Annotated in this window: 14 protein-coding genes; 9 read left to right on the forward strand and 5 right to left on the reverse strand. The window is 43.8% G+C overall.

Annotated features, from left to right (window positions below; translation table 11 throughout):
* Window positions 1-84: 84 nt before the first annotated feature.
* The 4 genes from G5B43_RS04230 (at window position 85) to G5B43_RS04245 (ending at window position 9,026) form a co-directional block, all read left to right on the forward strand.
* Entirely contained in the window at window positions 85-3,354 is a 3,270-nt protein-coding gene (locus G5B43_RS04230; RefSeq protein WP_165293484.1) for a SusC/RagA family TonB-linked outer membrane protein, read from the forward strand.
* A 19-nt stretch (window positions 3,355-3,373) separates the two neighbouring features.
* Window positions 3,374-5,407, forward strand: a complete 2,034-nt coding sequence (locus G5B43_RS04235; RefSeq protein WP_165293485.1) for a RagB/SusD family nutrient uptake outer membrane protein — start codon at window positions 3,374-3,376, stop codon at window positions 5,405-5,407.
* Between the two features lie 164 nt (window positions 5,408-5,571).
* Window positions 5,572-7,218: a polysaccharide lyase gene (locus tag G5B43_RS04240; RefSeq protein ID WP_165293486.1), complete on the forward strand. Its 1,647-nt coding sequence runs from the start codon at window positions 5,572-5,574 to the stop codon at window positions 7,216-7,218.
* 158 nt (window positions 7,219-7,376) lie between these two features.
* Window positions 7,377-9,026 (forward strand): polysaccharide lyase family 1 protein, encoded by a 1,650-nt coding sequence (locus tag G5B43_RS04245; RefSeq protein WP_240904748.1) that lies wholly within the window; start codon window positions 7,377-7,379, stop codon window positions 9,024-9,026.
* 84 nt (window positions 9,027-9,110) lie between these two features.
* On the opposite strand, the gene G5B43_RS04250 is transcribed toward G5B43_RS04245, so the two are convergent.
* A complete protein-coding gene (locus tag G5B43_RS04250; protein WP_165293487.1) occupies window positions 9,111-10,421 on the reverse strand; it encodes an OmpA family protein in 1,311 nt (436 codons plus the stop codon).
* 141 nt (window positions 10,422-10,562) lie between these two features.
* Window positions 10,563-11,081: a hypothetical protein gene (locus G5B43_RS04255; RefSeq protein WP_165293488.1), complete on the reverse strand. Its 519-nt coding sequence runs from the start codon at window positions 11,079-11,081 to the stop codon at window positions 10,563-10,565.
* A gap of 172 nt (window positions 11,082-11,253) precedes the next feature.
* Between G5B43_RS04255 and G5B43_RS04260 the strand changes: the two genes are divergently transcribed.
* The gene (locus tag G5B43_RS04260) at window positions 11,254-12,045 is read left to right on the forward strand and encodes a hypothetical protein (protein WP_165293489.1); all 792 of its coding nucleotides are present in this window, start codon (window positions 11,254-11,256) and stop codon (window positions 12,043-12,045) included.
* Window positions 12,046-12,056: 11 nt separating this feature from the next.
* Here the strand turns inward: G5B43_RS04260 and G5B43_RS04265 are convergent, their stop codons facing one another.
* Window positions 12,057-12,779, reverse strand: coding sequence for a LytR/AlgR family response regulator transcription factor (locus G5B43_RS04265; RefSeq protein ID WP_165293490.1), 723 nt, complete (start codon window positions 12,777-12,779; stop codon window positions 12,057-12,059).
* A 210-nt stretch (window positions 12,780-12,989) separates the two neighbouring features.
* Here G5B43_RS04265 and G5B43_RS04270 point away from each other — a divergent pair, with 210 nt between their 5' ends.
* Window positions 12,990-13,505, forward strand: coding sequence for a Crp/Fnr family transcriptional regulator (locus tag G5B43_RS04270; protein ID WP_206367235.1), 516 nt, complete (start codon window positions 12,990-12,992; stop codon window positions 13,503-13,505).
* Here G5B43_RS04270 and G5B43_RS04275 read toward each other — a convergent pair.
* Both G5B43_RS04275 and G5B43_RS04280 read right to left on the reverse strand, forming a co-directional pair.
* Window positions 13,502-14,131 carry a response regulator gene (locus G5B43_RS04275; protein WP_165293492.1) on the reverse strand — a complete coding sequence of 210 codons (630 nt, stop codon included), beginning with the start codon at window positions 14,129-14,131 and terminating at the stop codon, window positions 13,502-13,504. The genes G5B43_RS04270 and G5B43_RS04275 overlap by 4 nt on opposite strands.
* 94 nt (window positions 14,132-14,225) lie before the next feature.
* Window positions 14,226-16,151, reverse strand: coding sequence for a tetratricopeptide repeat protein (locus tag G5B43_RS04280; RefSeq protein WP_165293493.1), 1,926 nt, complete (start codon window positions 16,149-16,151; stop codon window positions 14,226-14,228).
* 226 nt (window positions 16,152-16,377) lie between these two features.
* On the opposite strand from G5B43_RS04280, the gene G5B43_RS04285 reads away from it, so the two are divergent.
* From G5B43_RS04285 to G5B43_RS04295, 3 genes are all read left to right on the forward strand, one after another.
* Complete coding sequence (locus G5B43_RS04285) at window positions 16,378-17,025, forward strand: hypothetical protein (protein WP_165293494.1); 648 nt, start codon at window positions 16,378-16,380, stop codon at window positions 17,023-17,025.
* A gap of 23 nt (window positions 17,026-17,048) precedes the next feature.
* Window positions 17,049-17,342, forward strand: coding sequence for a Bor/Iss family lipoprotein (locus G5B43_RS04290; protein ID WP_165293495.1), 294 nt, complete (start codon window positions 17,049-17,051; stop codon window positions 17,340-17,342).
* A gap of 791 nt (window positions 17,343-18,133) precedes the next feature.
* The gene (locus G5B43_RS04295; RefSeq protein ID WP_165293496.1) at window positions 18,134-19,753 is read left to right on the forward strand and encodes a DUF4957 domain-containing protein; all 1,620 of its coding nucleotides are present in this window, start codon (window positions 18,134-18,136) and stop codon (window positions 19,751-19,753) included.
* Window positions 19,754-19,773 lie beyond the last annotated feature (20 nt).

The raw sequence follows: 19,773 nt of genomic DNA on the forward strand, positions 1-19,773 counted from the left end.
CAAATTAGAAGTAAACTTACATACACATAGCAATTTATAAATTTGGCGTTAAACCTATATTATTTTACAGAGAATCAGATAACCATGAAGAGTCAATTTTTTTTGAGAAGAAAACTTTTGAGAAGAGAAGTCGGGTTGCTTTGCCTTTTATTGGCTATATTTTCTTTGCAAGCGGCGATGGCGGCAGAGCCATTTCATCGCGCAGCAATACATTCGGAACTTTTTGTGAACGTCACAGGAAAGGTGCTGGATCCGGAGGGAAATCCCGTAATTGGAGCCACCGTCGCTATAAAAGGGACAACGACAGGCACAAAAACAGATGTAGATGGTGTTTTTAGAATAAACCTGCCACAAGGAGATGAGATATTGGTGATTAGCTACGTGGGATATAAAACCCAAGAGTATCCCGTAAACAATCAAACGAACGTATCTGTGGTTTTAGAACCTGTTGATGCGTTGGATGAAGTCGTGGTAGTGGGATACGGGACACAGAAAAAAGCCCACTTGACGGGTGCAGTGGAGACAGTGGACATGGAAGCTATCCAGGATTTACCTGCAACTAATATCGGGGCAGCGCTTACGGGACGTATCGCCGGTTTAGGGGTGTCTGGAGGGACGGCCAGGCCTGGCTCCAAGGCGACATTAGAAGTTCGTACGCCCATCCCTTTCGGAAAGGACGCCGGGACGACAGAACCGCTGTATGTGATTGACGGTATGATCCAGGTGAATGAGCAAAATGTGCCTGAATCGACGTTATTTAACAATTTAGACCCTTCGGAGATCGAAAGTATTTCCATCTTGAAAGACGGTGCAGCCGCCGTATATGGTGTGCGTGGTGCGAATGGCGTTGTGTTGGTGACGACCAAACGAGGAAAAGAAGGACAACCTAAAATTTCCTATAATGGATCATATGCAATTAATGATGCCGTTTCACATACCAAGATGATGAATGCATACGAATTTGGCCAGTACTTTAATATCATGAACGGTAAAAATGGAGCCAATGTTCAACCGAGTGATGGTATCTATCCCAACCGGATTTTTACTGAAGACGAATTGGAGCATTTTAAAACGATAGACTACAATTGGTTGGACGATGCTTGGAAGGCTTCGTACAATACCCGCCATGCGCTTAGCGTAAGTGGAGGAAGCGATCGTGCGACCTACTTTGGCGGTGTTACCTACAGCAAACAAAACGGTAACTTGGGAACTTTGGATTATAACAAGTGGAATTTCCGGGCGGGGACCGATGTGAAGGTTTCTTCTAATTTTAAAGTCGCGTTGCAGGTTTCGGGTAACGAGGACCAGTTGGATAAAACATTTAACAAAGTATCTGGAGAAGGACCTGAGGACGATTACAGAAATCTGCTTTTGGCAGCGCCGTACGTACCTGCATTCATCGACGGTATGCCGGTGAAATTGCCTGGGACGGCTAACGATTTATCAGCGTATCATTTTTTCGAAATTGAGCGTTTAGGCAACTTGGCAGAGACGGATTCCCGCTTCTTCTCCGTCAACATTTCGGCGGAGTACGAAGCACCGTTTTTGGAGGGCCTGAAAGCACGAGCGACCTATTCACGTAATACGCGACATTCCGTAGGTAGTCAGATTGGGACTAAGTACGATTTATACCAGTTTATTGGGAGGGGGCAACATAACCACATTTACGACGGGGCGACCTTGGATAGACCGATCACGGTAAGTAATGGTAATCGCTTGTTCTATTCCAATAGAAGTGGGAATAATACACAAATAAATTTTTTCTTAACCTATGAAAAGCAAATAGGGAATCATAACTTCAGTGGTTTGTTCTCCGTCGAACGAGGCGAAGCAGAAGGGCAGCAGGAAGACGTATGGAAATCAGATCCATTAGAGACAACGAACGGACAGTTCGGTACGGCTTTTGGAGAGATTGATGGCCGTACTTTTGCTAACGAATCTGGTTCATTAGGATATATCGGGCGTGTAAATTATCGCTATGGCGAGAAATATCTAGCAGAATTTTTATTTCGTACAGATGCGTCCACTAAGTTTGCGCCCGAAAACTATTGGGGTAAATTTTATTCCCTTTCTGCTGGATGGGTGGTGAGTAAGGAAGACTTTTTCAAAAGAGTAAAAGGTATTGATTACTTAAAGATCCGATACTCTGCCGGGCTGATGGGGAATGATCAATTTCCAGCTTGGGCCTGGAGACAACGATTTTCCTACCAAGTTGGAAAAGGGCCGGTTTTCGGTGGCGACGAAAATGCGAACACAGGTATGTCCATGGGAAGATCTCCTAACCGAGATGCGACCTGGAGTGACGAGTTTAAGAATAATTTGGGTATAGAAGCCCGTTTCTTGAACAGCCGTTTATCCACTACAATAGATGGGTATTTCAATAAAGGAACTAATATCTTGCTCGAACGTATCGGAAATATGCCTATAACGGTGGGCGGATCTATTGCACCGGAGAACTATGCAGCAGTCAATTCTTATGGATACGAGATTAGTTTAGGATGGGATGATCGCATAGGTAAAGATTTTCGGTACGGTATCAGCACGCGTTTTTCGTGGGGTGACTCCAAAATTATTACGATGGACAAATCTGCTGCTGATCAAGCTTATCCGTGGGTACCTTCCGAAGGAACCTCTGCGGATGTAGGCAAATGGGGGAATGACTACTTAGGGATGTTCAAAAGTCAGGAAGAAATTGACGCCTATGTCAGTGAGTATAATATCACTTCTGTCTTTGGGACCTCGGTGGATCAACTGAAGCCAGGAATGTTGTACTATCGTGATGTACGCGGCCCATTACAAGCTGACGGAACTTTTGCTGAGCCGGATGGTATTATCGATGAAAACGACTGGGTGAAGCTAAGCAACAGGGAAGCGAACAACTATGGCTTCGGCATTACTTTGAAGGCAGGTTACAAAAACTTCTCGTTTGAGACGGTGATTGCTGGTTCATTTGGTGGGTGGGCTGAAATCGGCGGTTCCGAACGGAAGAAACTGAACAATGACATTTCCCGTGTGTATGATAACCGCCCGATCATTTGGAACGATATATGGGATCCAGAGCTGAATCCAAATGGTGCGATGCCAAATCCGAATTGGGAAAAGACGTATGATTTGAGTTCGAACTTCTGGAAAGTGAGTCCGTTCCGTATGCAAGTAACCAGTTTGAATTTAGGGTATTCGTTACCAACGCGTTTTCTGGATAACTTGAAAGTGTCAAACGCACGGCTGTACTTTTCAGCTATTAATCCACTAGGACTATACCAAGCATATAGTTATAGAGACACTTATGGGGGTGCTTGGAATAGTTATCCCAATCTCAAGACCTTCTCGTTTGGTCTTAATCTGACTTTGTAAACAGAAAATGGACGACACAATGAAAAAGAAGAATATATATATAAAAATGCTCCTTGCCTTGGCTTTATTAGGCACGGGCTGTAGCGATAAGTTTTTGCAAGAGAAAGAAGATTTAGGTGCTGTCAGTGAGGAAGTCTTCCAAGATCCTGTATTGGGGCAAGCGTATATAGACTATGTCTATGGACTGTTCCTGCCTGCGAACAATGGAACCGGTTTTATTGCGACTAATGACAATTCGGAGAATGGATCCTATAATAATGTCTTTGCGCAAACTACGGACGAACTTGCCGGCGAAACGGATTTCAATAAGGAATGGGGGCAGATTTCCTATAGGAATAACCACGTAAATAAGTATTTCGGTCAGCGTATGGGAACAAGTGTTGGGAACAATACCTGGACGCGTCTTCGTCAGATCAATATGTTCTTGACTGAAGTCGATAAGTACGATATGCCAGAAGAACCCAAGAATTTGCTAAAGGGGCAGATGTATTTCTGGCGCGCTTGGCAATATTATGAGTTGATGAAGCTATACGGCGGCGTGCCATTGATACTTACAGCACAAAACCCGACTTTTGAGAATATAGAAGAAAACTCCGTACCTCGAAGTTCTACGTCTGAAACAGTTGAGCAAATATTGGCAGATTTGGATATGGCCATGGAGTTGTTGCCCGGCAGATGGAGTGGAGCAGATTGGGGGCGTATTACCAGCGGTGCTGCAGCGGCAGTCAAAGGGCGGGTATTGTTGACCTGGGCGAGCCCCATTTTCAATCCGAATGACGATGTACAGCGTTGGCAGCTAGCATACGATGCGAATTTAGCCGCCAAGAATTTACTGGAGGAAAACGGTTTTGGCCTATATAAAACAGGTCGTCTTGAAAACGGAGAAGCTTGGGGAGATATATGGTCAAAGGAAGTCGACAATCCCGAAGCCGTTATAGTATATGGTTTCAATAAAGTTGCCAAAGGAGGAAACTTTACGAAAAACAGTGGCTGGGAGCAGGCCATCCGTCCACGGAATATCAATGGTGCTGGCTCTGTATCGCCGACGCGTCAGATTGTTGAATCTTTCCCCATGAAAGATGGAAAGGCAATCGATGATCCTTCCTCGGCTTATGCTTACGACGCAAATAAATTTTATAAAAATCGGGATCCGCGGTTTTACAAATCTTTCGCCTACAATGGCGCGGTTTGGCCGTACAGTGGCGATGAGGAGTATACCGTCTGGACCTATTCCTGGAAGGTGAGGAACAGCAATGATGTGTCGTATACACCTACGGAAACACAAGGTGCCAATGCCAGTGGAATATATATCCGCAAAGCATCAAACTTATCAGCCAACAATGCAATCAATAACTTTGAAGAGAGCGGCACGGACTTTATAGAGCTGCGTTTCGCGGAAGTGATATTAAATTTAGCCGAGTCAGCGATAGGAGTCAATAAGCTTAACGAAGGCCTAGAAGGAATTAAAGAGATCAGGGAGCGGGCAGGTATCGAAAACAAAGATGGTTCTTTTGGCTTGGCTGGTGTTGCTGGCGATCGCAATAAGCTTTTCAAAGCGGTGCTAGATGAACGGAAGGTGGAATTTGCCTATGAAGGTAAGCGTTTTCATGACCTAAGACGCTGGATGTTGTTCGACAATGCTACGGGAATGAATGATCGTCTGGGCATTCCAGTATTGAACGGTACGCGTCGAACTGGCTATAGAATTATCGTGAAGGAAAGTGGAGAAGAATACTTCGGTGCTGACGATCCTTTGCGTGCTGGAGACGACGGCGCCCCTGTGATCGACAGAGATGCCGCTGAAACTGAATATCCAGCTGGCGTGAGCACGCAAGAAGAATATCTAGATTATCTCTACGACAACTATTTTGAAGTGCAAGTGCGCGATGACATGGATCGTACGGATTTAGAGCCGGACTGGACATTCAAATGGTACCCGCAATATTATTATTTTGGGCTGCATCAGCAACTATTGGAAACTTCTCCTTACTTAGAGCAGACCAAAGGCTGGGACAGCATGAACGGTGCTGGAACTTTCGATCCGTTACAATAAAGGAAAAAATCGACAGACCGGATCCCCTCCAAAGGATCCGGTCTGCTTTTGATAATATATTATATTCACGAGAGAATATAGTATATTTTATACTGGTTATATATTGCGAATTTTGAATTACTGATTATGCTATTGTATAGAATTATCATTACAGATTTATAAATATGAGAAATAGATTGTCAATATTCATTGTTGCCGTTTTTAGTTTGGTTGCGGTAAATAATGCAAAAGCCCAGTACCCTAAGATTCCGGAGCAAGTAAAAAAGGAAACAAATTCGATGATGGAAGCTGCCCGTCAGCGCTCTGATATCGCGTGGGCCAAGGCGCTACCGGTTATCGAAGAATATGCTAGACAAGGAAAGCCCTATGTTCCGTGGGCATCCCGTCCTACGGATCTGCCGCAGGCAGAGATCGCCGCATTTCCGGGCGCCGAGGGTGGTGGTAAATATACTTTCGGCGGACGAGGTGGAAAAGTGATTGTGGTGACTAGTTTGGAAGATCATGGACCGGGAACACTTCGTGAAGCGTGTGAACAAGGTGGACCGCGTATCATTGTATTCAACGTTGCGGGCATTATCCGCTTAAAGACACCGCTGATTATCCGGGCCCCTTATATCACGATTGCTGGCCAGTCAGCGCCAGGAGATGGTGTGGTTGTTGCAGGAGAGTCCGTATGGATCGACACACATGACGTGTTAATTCGCCACATGCGCTTCCGCAGAGGGGAGACGTACGTCGGACGCCGCGATGATGCGATCGGTGGAAACCCGATTGGCAACATTATGATCGATCACGTTTCTGCAAGCTGGGGTCTAGACGAGAACATGTCTATGTATCGCCACATGTACAACGACAGTACTGGATCGCAAGAGAAAAAATTCGGAACGGTTAACATCACGATCCAAAACTCGATTTTCTCGGAAGCATTAGATACTTGGAACCACGCATTTGGTAGTACTTTAGGCGGAGAGAACTGTACTTTTATGCGTAACCTATGGGCGAATAATGCGGCCAGAAATCCGTCGATAGGTTGGAACGGCGTCTTCAACTTTGCCAATAATGTCATTTACAATTGGGTACATCGTGCTATCGATGGTGGAGATTATACAGCGCAGTACAACATCTTCAATAATTACTTCAAACCAGGTCCGGCAACACCGAAAGATGCGCCTATACGTTACCGCATCCTAAAACCAGAATCTGGTCGTAGTAAATTGGATCATAAAGTATTCGGAAGAGCTTATGTCAATGGAAACGTGGTTGCCGATAATCCTGCCGTAACGAAAGATAACTGGGCTGGTGGTATCCAGCTTGAAGGTATGGATGGTGAGCTGATGAGCTATGAAGACGCCAAGCCTTTCCTTCCGGCTATGCGGGTTGCTAAGCCAATTCCACATGCTTCATTCCGTGTTACGTCTGCTGAAGAAGCATATAACGAGGTTTTAGCAAATGCTGGTGCGACTTTGCCGAAGCGTGATGCCGTTGACCTCCGGATCGTTAAAGAGGTAAAAGACGGTAAACCGACGCCGTTGGCGGAAAAAGATGTGCAATATCCAGAAGTAGACTTTGAGCACCGGAGGCTGCCGAAAGATTCCTATAAAATGGGAATTATTACGCACATCTCGCAAGTCGGTGGTTATCCCGAATATAAGGGAAAACCTTATAAAGATTCAGACAATGATGGTATTCCGGATGACGTAGAAAAGAAAATGGGCTTGGATCCAAATAACGGTGAAGACTCTGCGACGATAACCGAATCTGGTTACGCTAACATAGAGATTTACCTGAATGGACTAGCAGGAAAATCATAATATTTTCTTTATAAATGGATTATCCCCATCGGTCTGCAAATGATCGGTGGGGATAATATTTTATAGATAATCGTAAATATGGTATAAGTATTTGAAAATAAATCGTTTTACCTTTGGGTGGAACGTTACCTGTTGACGATAACTAAATTTATATACCGATGTTCAAAAAAATATGGAAGTGGAATACAAACCTGTGCACACCTTTATTGGTCGTTGTCCTTGGTTTATATAATACGCAGGACGCAAAGGCTCAATACCCTGTCTACCCTGATTCTCTGCAGAAAATAGCCGATGCAAAAACTGCTGCTGAGGCCGCACGTCTCGAAAAAGCTTGGGAAGTAGCAAAGGCTGTCATGGAACAAGAGGGAAAGCCTTATATTCCTTGGGCGGCTAAACCTGAAGATTTACCGCAAGCAGATATTCCGGCGTTTCCGGGAGCTGAAGGAGGAGGGGCCTATACACCTGGTGGCAGAGGTGGTCGCGTATTTGTTGTGACTAGTCTCGCGGATAGTGGTCCCGGTACCTTGCGAGAGGCATGCGAGGCAGGTGGCGCGCGGATTGTGGTGTTTAATGTCGCGGGTATCATCAATTTGGAGAAGCCCATCGTGGTTAAAGCACCTTATATCACGATTGCAGGTCAAACCGCGCCGGGCGATGGCGTCTGTGTGGCAGGAGAATCTTTTTTGATCGATACGCATGATGTTATTGTCCGCTATATGCGCTTCCGCCGAGGAGAGACGGACGTGACAAGACGTGATGACGCACTGGGAGGTAATGGTGTAGGTAATATCATCCTCGATCACGTATCCGCCAGTTGGGGGCTGGATGAAAATATGTCGATGTATCGGCACGTGTATGACCGGGGCGGAAAGAATCTGAAACTGCCTACTGTCAATATCACCATCCAAAATTCGATCTTTTCGGAAGCGTTGGACACGTACAATCATGCTTTCGGAAGTACCATTGGGGGGCTAAATAGCACCTTCATGCGGAATTTATGGGCATCCAATATCAGCAGAAATCCTTCTGTTGGTATGACCGGAGATTTTGGTTTTGTGAACAATGTCGTCTGGAATTGGTGGAACCGGAGCGCAGACGGAGGGGATAGTGGTTCAACATATAATTTCATCAATAATTACTATAAGCCAGGACCGATTACGCCACTGGACAAGCCAATATCCTACCGAATATTGAAGCCGGAGTCAGGAAGAAACGAGCAGAATATTCGTACGTTCGGCAAAGCCTACGTTGACGGTAACGTGATCGAAGGAAACGAAAAGGTGACGCGTGATAACTGGGATGGCGGCGTGCAGCCAGAAGTTGATGGCGATTTAAACACGCACCTAGCAAAGATAAAGGTCAATAAGCCATTCCCGCTCTCTAATTTCGGAAAGATATTGGCGGCACATGAGGCCTACGATTACGTCTTGAAAAATGTAGGCGCTACGATTCCGAAACGTGATGCGGTCGATGAACGTATTGTCAAACAGGTGAAGACCGGAAAGGTGTTCTATACGGAGCCTGTCGAGTCCGTAAAGCCGTCGCCTTATGTAAAACGTCGGTTGCCGATGGACTCTTATAAGCAAGGCATCATTACGAATGTCAGCCAGGTAGGTGGGTATCCTGAATACAAAGGTACTCCCTATAAGGATGCCGACAACGATGGTATTCCAGATGATGTGGAAGCAAAGATGGGGCTAGATCCTAAAAACCCTGCCGATGCTGCAACGATAAGTGAAAATGGATATGCACATATAGAAAATTACTTGAACAGTGTCGTTCCAGAAAAGACCGTTAAGCCTTTTTAACCCCTTAAAAGGCGCTCTTTTATTTAGTTTAGTTAGTTTGGTAGGCTGTTGCGTTCGCAACAGCCTTTTTTAATGAATGCCCGATTACAGTTTGACAAATTCAACGCGTCTATTTTGGGTTCGTCCCGCTTCGGAGTTATTCGGTGACACGGGAACCGCTTCACCTTTTCCGAGGGTCTCTAGCCTGTCGGTGGAGATGCTATACGTCGACACTAACATCTCTTTGACAGCCGCAGCTCGCTGTTCACTTAGCGTCAGATTTGTTTTATCATCTCCGACATTATCCGTATGCCCAACGATCTGCAAGCGTAATTCCGGATTTTCCAAAAGCAGATCAGCAATAGATTTTATAACGCCAAACGACTCTGGTTTTATGCGTGAAGCTCCCGTGTCAAACAGTATTCCGGTTGTGGTAAATGAACCATTTTGAAGAAGATGTTGGCGAGGCGGCACTAAGCCTTTCGCTATTTTGATGTTGCTGATGTAAATGCCGATTTGCTCATCCTTGTACGGACTACTTGCTAATTTGAAAAACAATTGATTAAACTCTCCAGCTTTTGCTACACCTTTTGGTGCATCATACAGCTTATCCCCGTCAATCCAAATACGTAAACGTTCTTTCTGAACTTGCATAGCTACGTGTGCGATTCGTCGATACCATGTTTCTACCTTTTTGACATCTTTTGCCGGACTGTTGAAGTACCGGATATACTTTTCATACGAATCCAAACTAAAGGTTCCCGACTGGGCATGCGGCGAGACGTTTACGTAGAAAGACTTGTCGCCTTTTTGCTCGTTGAGCAGACTGTTTGATGTAGGAGATTGTTCACCCGAGGCTAATAAGCCAAATCTAAACTCAGGAGCCATCCATCCTTGAAAGTCTATATCGAAGACCAGATCGAATTCTACGCTAAAATCTTGGCCAAACCCTTGTTCATTACCGGACAAGACAACGCTTCGTTGTGCCATGCGTAACCATTTCCCTTCGATGTTATTTAAATTAACGATAACCGAACTACCATTGCTGTTCCAGCCTGAAGGTAATTCTCCAATTGGATCGTCGGAAAAATTTGCCGCATATAGTATAGAATCGCCAGGAATGAAATCGTATTTGCTGTAAGATTGGAGCGGGTTGTTATTTTGTGGTTCAGCAGCATGTGTGTTCGTTGATTTGTCTTGCTGTACCGTTGTATCTTGTCCGTTGGCAGTAGAAGCCGATTCTATAGCTTTATCGATCCCTTTGGATACCGCTTTGTCTGTTTCGTTTACTATTTTATTCACAGTCGTGTTTTCTATCCTGCCTTTTACTTTCTTCCATATCCCCTGCGAATAGAGCGGATTACTAACGCATACCGCGTGTACCGCGAAGACCAGCATGATCCTTGTCCATATCATTGTTTTTGCCATTTTAATATACGGTTAAATAAGTTGCCATAAATCTACTTAAGTATATATTTTGCCAACGATTTTTTCGACAAACGGCTATTTTTGACGTTCTATGTTTTTGTTTTATCGATAAATGCGTAGGCCGGTGTATTATTTGAGTTTAAAAGTTACGCCAATGTTTAATACCGCTGCGCCATATCCGATTTCCGCAAAGGCACCAAATTTTTCGGAGAACCAGTACCTAGAGCCGATATGTCCAGCCCATAGGAAGCCGCCGGCGGAAGTAGAAAAAGGAGCATCATCGTCTCCGTCCCATTTAACCGATGCAATATTATATCCGAGCATTATTCCGCCGTAAGGATCGAATTTCGTTGAATTTACTTTCAGGTGATAGGAGCCCCTGGCTGCCGCTAATATATGGGTGTATTTCCAATTGCCATAATCACCAAAAGATTCTTTTTCAGTTGAAAATGCGGCATATGCGCCCACACTAATCCGATCGGAAACAGCCTGCTCATAGCTCAGGCCTACGGGTATACCGAAGCCGCCAGCGATACCTACCCCTACATTAAGCATCTTGTCGCCTTTTTGAAAAGATTGCGCCGCGGAGGTTGTAGCGTATAAGATGCACGCCAATGTAATAAATGCAATGTTTTTAATCTTAGTCATGATTTGTTTAAGTTTTATTTCTTGTCAGGACAAAATTAGATGAAGAAAAAGGTTGGAATTTACGTGCTACTACGGAATACCAAAAAATCAGTATGACCGTAATACTACGGATATGGAATATTACGGGGCAGTACGATAGGTGGGGCGTCCGTCGGTTGGTAATTTTGTGCATATGAAATGGTATATTTTTTTCTCGTCATTCCTTGTTCTGATGGCTTGTAAGAGTGATACAGAAGAGACAGAGCCTCTTCCCGGAACCGACGACGACTATAAAATCGTGATCGAACCATCGAAAGAACAGCCTGGAGTAGGTGAAAGCGACGCCTATCCGTTAGGCCAACCCTTGAAGTTGCCGGAAGGCATACGTCTCGTGCAACGGAGACATCACAAGTTTGACCCCGATATCAGCAAGTTATATGCGCATACCAACTTTTTCTATGTTGATGTTAATCTGGTCAATGACCGTATGCCTGGCACACCACCGATAACTGTTGAGTTCCCGGCCGGTTTGATCGTGGTCAGCATGGACCATGATAAACAAAATGGAATAAGTATAGAAAGGTTCCTCGTCCCAGTACCGCCCACTGAGCGAATCGGTGGGGGAAGAGACACCACGACCATCTATATAGGTATGGCATGCATAAACGAAAAGCGCTCCATGCCTTGGTACGATAATGAAGGAGAAGAACAGCGTTATCCTATTTCGCGCAATAACTTTCAGGATTTTCTGGTAACCAACGATAAAAACCTGTTACAGTTTATTGATATAGTCAAAGAGCATCCGAAATTGCGAATAACCCAGCACTGGGATCCAGTGGAAGCCCATGAACCGGATTATGTTACGCCGGATTGGATGAAGATTCATAGTAGAATTCAGGGACTAATCTGGCAGATCACCGATGGCTACGGTATCCGGCAAGGCGAAATTGCAGCATTGAAACAAGAACTGCTAGCGTATAAGTGATATGCTATAACCTAATACATCAATTCTTTGACGGCCGGGAGATAGTTTCGACTGACGTTTAGCTCTACATTATTGGGTAGCGTGATGAACGTTTTGTGAATATCTTTGTATAGTTCCTTTAGGTGATCCAGGTTCACGACGTATGATCGATGGATACGTAAAAATTGGTGGGGGTCAAGCCTTTGCATAAACTGTCCTATTCCTTGTGTACTTAGAAAAGACTCGTTGTGAATGGTATAGATCCAGGTATAATCTTTGTCCGCCTTTAAATGCGTGATTTCGGAAACAGGAATACAGGTCAAGCGATTTCCCTTTTCCACCAGAATACGTCGTGGATATAAGGTTGATTTCTTATCAGATGGATTCCCAGCCTCGTTGTTCTTACTTTCAAGTTTATGTAAGGATGCTTGTAAGCGTTTTGTAGTGAGCGGTTTGAGTAGATAGTCCACCGCATCGTATTCAAAGGCTTTGGCTGCGTCGGTTGTGCACTCAGAAGTCAAGATAACAGCGGGTAAATGTTCTGTTCTATCCAGTACCTCAAACCCATTGATACCAGGCAGTTTCACGCTGATAAACACGACATCTGGCTGAAGTGCGTCGATATACCGTAAAGCTTCCACACCATTGCTGGCCTCCCAGAAAATCGCGGGATATTGGTTTTGTTTCACTTCATCAATAAGGTGCCTACGAAACAAACAATCCCGGTCCACGATAAGCAAAGTTTGTTTTCTCATATTTCGATTATTACCAAGTTCCGTCAAAAATAGGCGTCGAAGCAGCGATATAGAACTGACAAATGTCAGAAAATGAACTTCCTATAATTTTTATTATCTTCGTGCTTTCACAACCAGCAGATCATCAATATGCTTTTGCGACAACATTTTGAACACGTATGCGCTTTTGCAAGGAGGTATAATATACACTTCACTCCTGATGAATTTGATATGATACGAACCCACACCAAACGTGAAGTTTTACCTGCGCATACTGTACTTATGGAACAGGGTAAAAAGGTAGATAAACTGTATTTTCTCAATCGGGGGATTGCAAGATTATACCGCGTTCATAATGGGGTGGATCATACATTGGGTATTGTCTCAAGCCATTATTTTTTATCCACACCCTTATATCTACAAAGTGGCGAGATTTCTACCTGTTCTCTAGAATCATTGCGTGAGATCGATGTGTTGATATGGGACAAGGAAAGTGCACTTTACTTAAAGAAACATATTCCGAAGATGGAAACCATGGATTTGGCCGTCATGGATACGCTACTCAAATGGTTGCAGGATATCCAGATCAATTCCATCTGTATGACGGCCGAAGAACGCTACGTTCATTTGATGGAGACGCAACCGCTTGTTATCCAGCAAGTGCCATTAAAGTATATTGCATCCTTTTTGGCCATACATCAAGACAGTTTAAGCAGGATTCGTAAAAATTTGGCGCAACGGAGTTAAATAAGACCGCGGAGATAAGCTTCTTTAACAAGTCCCGCGGTCGTCTTTATATTAAGCTTTTGATTGAGGCTGTGTCGGTGAGATTCCACGGTACGGACACTAAGGAAAAGTTTGTCGGCAATTTCTTGATTGGAATATTCGTTTGCTATCAAAGCCAGAATCTCGAGTTCCCTGTTGGTGAGCTTAACGTATGCTGTCGCTTTTCTGCCATGAATAGATTGCTGTAGGATCTGTTGTTCAATCTGCTTGTCGATGTACTGTTCCCCTGCTGCCACCGTTTTTATAGCCTGAAGAAGCGACTCTTTTTCTGTACCCTTAAGTAAATAGCCCATGGCACCATTCCGCATCATTTTTCGGACGTATACCACGTCGTCATGATTAGTTAGCGCAATCACGGCAAGCTTTGGGTATAAAGTAAGGAGCTTTTTACAAAGATCTATTCCGTTTGTATCGGGCAATTCGATGTCCAACAACAGTACATCCGGAGTTTCTTCACTTAATTTCTGTAATAAATCGGCACCGTCTTGAGCGGTGAAAAGGACTTGGTACGCCGGTTCATCTTGTAGCATTTTTAGAAGCCCATTGATGATCAAGGAGTGATCGTCTATTATGCCAATAGTTATCATATATGCTGATGTTGTTTCTTGTACAAAAGAAGAAAGAATGGAGACGATATTTTACCGTATTAGTACGGAAAACATCGTATCGTATCCAATACGTTTAAAGATCAACAGTCGCTTTGTCCAAACATGCGGTCATAGGGCAGTCAATCTCGATAAATACAGAAGTTCCCTTTCCGATGCAAGATCGAATATCGATGTTGCCCTGCAGTGATTGTACACGATTATTCAAATTATGAAAGCCAATACCGTTGGCCCAAAGGGTTTCGGTATCGAATCCTATCCCATTATCTTCAACGGTGATTAGCAAGCGTCCCTGTTCTTCGCTGAGTTGAACAATTCCTTCAGTAGCTTGTGCATGTTTCAAGATATTGGTCACGCATTCCTGAATGACACGATAAATGGTTAGCTGAGAACCCTTGTCTAATTCAGGAAGTTCGCCTATGACGTAGCAATGCATTTGGAAGTCCGGTTTATTTACCCTTTGGCAAAACGATTGAATGGCGTAGCCAAGCCCTTCCTCGAGAATCATTTCTGGCGCAAGGTTGTGGGAGATATTCCGTATTTCGCGCACGGCTATTTCTATCAATTGACTTACTTCTTGGAATGTCGTACGGGGGTCGCTATGTTTCGTCATCGCGTTGATTTGTAGGCTTGCTGCCGACAAGATACTGGCTACACCGTCGTGCAGCTCCTTCGCTGTCCGTTCCCGTTCCCGTTCTTCACCTGCTAGTTGCGCTTCGATCAGCTTCTTTTGCAATTCCGTAGATTGAGCCTTTCGTTTTTGTCTATTTAATAGTCGTATGGCGACCAATCCGAATACCAACAAAAATATCGAAAAGATAAAGATAATAAACCATTTATTCTGACGGTCGAGTTCGACAGCCTGCTCGACGATCTTGAGGTCTCGTTCGACGATCTGCTTTCTATTTTGAGCTGTTTCGTATCGTACTTCAAGTTCCTGTATCGTTTTTTGTGTTTCTTGGCTCTGTAGCGAATCCTTTAATTGTGCATGCTTTTTGTGAAAATCCAGCGCCTGCTTATAGTCGCCAAGCGCTTCGTTGATGTCGGCCCCATCTTTGTACAAATCGACAAGCTGCGGTGTTGCCAATTCCGTTGTCGCTAGTTTAAGAGCCATTTCGAAATATTCTTTTGCGGCTTGTGCATTACCTATTTCTTTAAATATGCGCGACATCCCTGAAAGTGTGTAAACCTCATTTCCGGGCATAGATTTCGGCGTGATGGCCAGCGCTTTAGCAAATGTCTCGAGCGCCAATGGATAATGCTGCTGCATACGGTATACCTCGGCCAGATTATTCAGTGCCTTGATTTCCATCTGTAGGTCACCATAGGAGCGTCCTATGGATAGATACTGTTTCCCATGATGTACAGCGTCGACCAATTTGCCTGCCATGGCCTCCGCAACCATCACATTGACCAGGCTGTTGCCCATAGATATCGTGTCCTTTAACTGTCGCGCTATTTCATAAGACTGCCACGCATATTCTAGACCTTTGTCGAGATCTTGGAGATCCAGCAATAGGGAGCTCAAATTATTAAGATATTTTCTTCTATCAGACAAGTCCTTGTGTGTTGGGTGTTTGATTTCGTTGGAAATTTCCAGCGCACGGATCAGATTGTTTGCAGCTTCTTTTAATTGTCCTTTGGCCTGATGCTGTAACGCGATATTATTGTATGCTGCAGCCGCCTTCGAACGATTGTTTAGACGTAAGCTTATGGTTAGGGCGAGTTGAGCATATTCCATAGCCTCTTCGAACCGCACTTGATCATACAGAAATGCACTGTAGTTTCCAGCGAACAGTAGTTTACCTGATTCAGCGTTTAGTTGATCGGCAAGTTCGCCGGCTTGTTTGAAGTAATATTCAGCGGAATCTGGGTGTCTCTCCTTCTGTTTTTGTTTCGCGATTTCCACTAAGTGCGTAATTCGAGACGTATCTTGCTTCCCCATGAAAGAAGAAGCTTCGGACGGCAATGCGATAAAAAGAAATAAACAAAGTGTGTACATAGGTATTCTGGTAATATCCTGATTAAGTTGAAATATAGATCGTTTAAATTTTTCTGCACCTCTCTTTCTACTAAAGTTGTTATTCATCGACAAAGTGTATCAGCGAGCGACTAATATACAATGGAATTTTGATGCAGGACATCCGTAGCAATACGGAAAATTTGTGAATAGGCTTTACTACAGTTCTTTTCGGGTTAATATCCTCCTAGATTCGCAAAAAAAAATTATGATGAAGAAAATTGTATTCATTCTTATATCAGGTTTGTTATTGTTGATATTGTTTTCCTGCAAGCAGGACGAACATCAGGAGCCGGATAAACCCACGTTTCCCTTTATGAAAGTGGGCAATCAATGGAACTATAGGATCATAACGGAAGCAGGGGAGACGGAGATCAGTTATATGGTCGCCGAAAAAACGAAAGAAAACTACTTCAAGGTACTGTTGAATTTTGTAGGTTCAGAACTACCTGCGGTGGATCATTTTTGGTACGCCGATCAACAGACTTTTACGATGGCAACGGAGTGGCCAGACAGTGAGCTCAAATTTACGATGTTAGCGAAGGAGGCCAAAGTTGGTGACCGTTGGGAATATTTTGTTCCGGCACCTTTGGATCCAGAGAATGACGATCTTTCAGGTACAATCACCTATGAAGTAATAGCGGTTAACGCTACTACGATAGCCATTGGAAAGACGTTTACGGATGTATATAAAGTACGGCACACGGCGTCGTCTCATCCGCAATTTTATGCGGACTATTTCATTAGTTTGTCCTCGGGAATCATAAAAATGGAGGGAATGGGATATGTGCGGATAGATGATGACGATATTGCATATTTTCCGTTAGAATGGCAATTAAAATCGAAGAACTTTTAATAAAGCGTTTTTACATCAATTTAATGAACATTACGCTACTTTACAAGCTGTTTATACTGGGACTGGTTCTTATATCATTCAGTTCCTGTGGATTGAATTTAAATCATAATAACCCCTATCCGGCGATAGGTCAACAAAAGATAATTTTACATCATTATTCCAAATACGGACTGCTACCTGTATCACAACCCTATACGGATGCTGCGCTCAGCAAGTCAGAAAGAGATTGTTTCAAACCTGACCGATCGTTTATAAATGGTATGTTGGCTGCTGTGACATTAGGTATATATACACCGAATGGAACCGATAACGAGTAATGAAAAGCTTCAGCATGTTGATAGGTCGTGCAGCGGTGATATGCATACTACGCAATATTATACTGACAACATCACTCACGTTAATGTTGATAAGCGCGGTTGAGATAGTCAATACACTGTATTTTAACCAGGGAAACCTTAATTCCTATGGAACGGGCTTTCTTATTGGAAATGCTTTTTTGTTTCTTGTCTCCACGTTGTTAAGTTATAAGTTGGCAAAATCTATACATAAAAGATCCTGATTAGATCGTTTACGCTGTTAGCGTAGCATCATAATGAGAGGGCTATCCGAGAAATGGGGTAGCCTTTTTTATTGCTTTAGCAGCTACTTCGCTATCGGCGAGACGTAGTTATAATCGCAATAGGGTCGATATGGTAATATTTCACAATAAAAAGGTAATGCGATATAATATTGATGAGACGTTTATTATCAATTTTGTTACAACGACTAGCGATTATATATTTAGTTATAGCATGTTTGTAGTAGTACATGTGTAGAAGGGAGAAAAGAAGTAGCGTTATAAACGTTTTTTTAGTACTAACTAATAGAGGAATCGTAACTGAAAATCGTAAAGATTAAAAAAATAACAAGAGTCGCGCTTAGTGTCTTTTGTACAATATTGACAGTTCGGGATATAGTCATTAAGTATTCCGTGTATAAATAATCGACTATCCTTAATTGGATGGTTCTTGATTATGGCATGTTGTCGCCATGTGGTTGTGGATTAATTAAGGGAATGTAATTTAATAACCTAAAGTATAATTTAATTAATAACAAAAAACCTAAAAAGATGAGATATAAAAACTTTATGGGTAGTGTATTTTCGATTGGCAGGATGTTTTTTCTCTTTCTGTTTGTCGCGTCCATTTACGCGTGTAATAAGGATGCAGCGCCAGGTCCGCCGACGAGTTTGACGGAGATGGGTAGTAATATTGGTATCGCACATGCGGATACCTCGCTTGTCTTGTCATGGAGTCCGGGGTTAGCCGCTTGGGAAGGCGACAGCCGTCAGGCGGTAGTGTCCTACGAGGTGCAGGTTTCTTCTGACTCTACCTTTAATGACGCTTCTCAAAATGTATTCGATTTTATCACCGATTCCACCTCACTTTTCTTGAGTGATCAAGAACTTACGCCGCTAGAACCGTATTTCGCTCGGGTGCGTACGGTGGCGAGTACCGGCACGGGAAATTCTCCCTGGATGCGTACTTCTCGCTTCCAAGTGAGGCCAATCGAGCTGTTTACGCCAATTAAAGTCTGGAACTTATCCCATGAAGCGGTGGTGCTGAATTTCGGAAGACATGGCGAACTGACAAAAATGGTGGTGGAAACAGCCGATGGCGCTAATCCGCGGGAGTTTGATGTTTCCGATGATAAATTGATTTCCATGCAATTGGACGACCTGACCTCAAACACGAATTATGTCGCCCGGCTTTTTCGTCATGATGACCGATCATTAGGCGTGCTGGAATTTAGTACAAAGCCAACCGTAGAGGAGGCGGGTTATATTGACCTCAGAGGGAGTTCCGATCCACAAATTCTGCAAAACACCTTGAATACGGTACCTGATGGAAGTGTCATTGCGCTGAAGCGGGGTATGACCTATACCATGGAGGGCTTTACGTTGGATCGCGGCGTGACCTTGATCTCTGAACCGGGATTCGGACCGCAGGCGCGGATTGAGATGTCTTCCTCGTTTGATGTCGCGGGTAGTATCAATCTGATCAAGTTTGAAGATGTGGCCATTACCGGAGACATGGGCTCGACTTATGTGTTTAACCTGTCTTCAGCCTCCGATATTGCCCGTATCGAATTGGAAAGCTGTTTAATTTCCGATCAGCGTGGGGTGTTGCGCCTCAAAGACGCTGGATTAAAACACATAGATTCCTACGTGATCAACAACAGCATTGTGCAGAACATCGGTGGTTATAACGTATTAATGGGCGATCACGCGGATGCCAGTGTAAACAACGTTTTTTTTACCAATTCTACTTTTATAAATGTGCCGGATGTCATTCGGTGGGGAAATACTATTGCTGCTAAACTGAACTCCATTGTAGTTGAGGATGTTACCTTTTTCCGGGCTCCGAATGATAATAAGTATCTTATCAATACGCAGCGGACTGGTAGCAATGCTGCGAGCTTGAACATTCGTAATACGCTGTTTGGCTACACAGAAGGCGCGCGTTCGTTTAATGGAAATAACTCGACGCCGAAATCTGTTTCAACAACAAATAGTTTTGCAACTTCGGATTCGAAATGGGATAGAGGCCTAATAACCGGTGTTATAGCCTATCCGGCGACATCGGAGCAAATTTTTGCCGCACCAGATAAGACAAACTTCGCCAATAGCGATTTGACAATTATCGATGAAACGTTGTTTACAGTTGGCGATCCGCGTTGGAGACCGTAAGTGGAGAAGAGAACAAAGGA

The sequence above is a fragment of the Sphingobacterium sp. SGR-19 genome, from assembly GCF_011043555.1.
Lineage (GTDB): Bacteria > Bacteroidota > Bacteroidia > Sphingobacteriales > Sphingobacteriaceae > Sphingobacterium.

Coding starts and splice junctions, on each gene's coding strand:
- G5B43_RS04230 (WP_165293484.1), top strand. CDS start 85: ATGAAGAGTCAATTTTTTTTGAGAAGAAAACTTTTGAGAAGAGAAGTC.
- G5B43_RS04235 (WP_165293485.1), top strand. CDS start 3,374: ATGAAAAAGAAGAATATATATATAAAAATGCTCCTTGCCTTGGCTTTA.
- G5B43_RS04240 (WP_165293486.1), top strand. CDS start 5,572: ATGAGAAATAGATTGTCAATATTCATTGTTGCCGTTTTTAGTTTGGTT.
- G5B43_RS04245 (WP_240904748.1), top strand. CDS start 7,377: ATGTTCAAAAAAATATGGAAGTGGAATACAAACCTGTGCACACCTTTA.
- G5B43_RS04250 (WP_165293487.1), bottom strand. CDS start 10,421: ATGATATGGACAAGGATCATGCTGGTCTTCGCGGTACACGCGGTATGC.
- G5B43_RS04255 (WP_165293488.1), bottom strand. CDS start 11,081: ATGACTAAGATTAAAAACATTGCATTTATTACATTGGCGTGCATCTTA.
- G5B43_RS04260 (WP_165293489.1), top strand. CDS start 11,254: ATGAAATGGTATATTTTTTTCTCGTCATTCCTTGTTCTGATGGCTTGT.
- G5B43_RS04265 (WP_165293490.1), bottom strand. CDS start 12,779: ATGAGAAAACAAACTTTGCTTATCGTGGACCGGGATTGTTTGTTTCGT.
- G5B43_RS04270 (WP_206367235.1), top strand. CDS start 12,990: ATGATACGAACCCACACCAAACGTGAAGTTTTACCTGCGCATACTGTA.
- G5B43_RS04275 (WP_165293492.1), bottom strand. CDS start 14,131: ATGATAACTATTGGCATAATAGACGATCACTCCTTGATCATCAATGGG.
- G5B43_RS04280 (WP_165293493.1), bottom strand. CDS start 16,151: ATGTACACACTTTGTTTATTTCTTTTTATCGCATTGCCGTCCGAAGCT.
- G5B43_RS04285 (WP_165293494.1), top strand. CDS start 16,378: ATGATGAAGAAAATTGTATTCATTCTTATATCAGGTTTGTTATTGTTG.
- G5B43_RS04290 (WP_165293495.1), top strand. CDS start 17,049: ATGAACATTACGCTACTTTACAAGCTGTTTATACTGGGACTGGTTCTT.
- G5B43_RS04295 (WP_165293496.1), top strand. CDS start 18,134: ATGAGATATAAAAACTTTATGGGTAGTGTATTTTCGATTGGCAGGATG.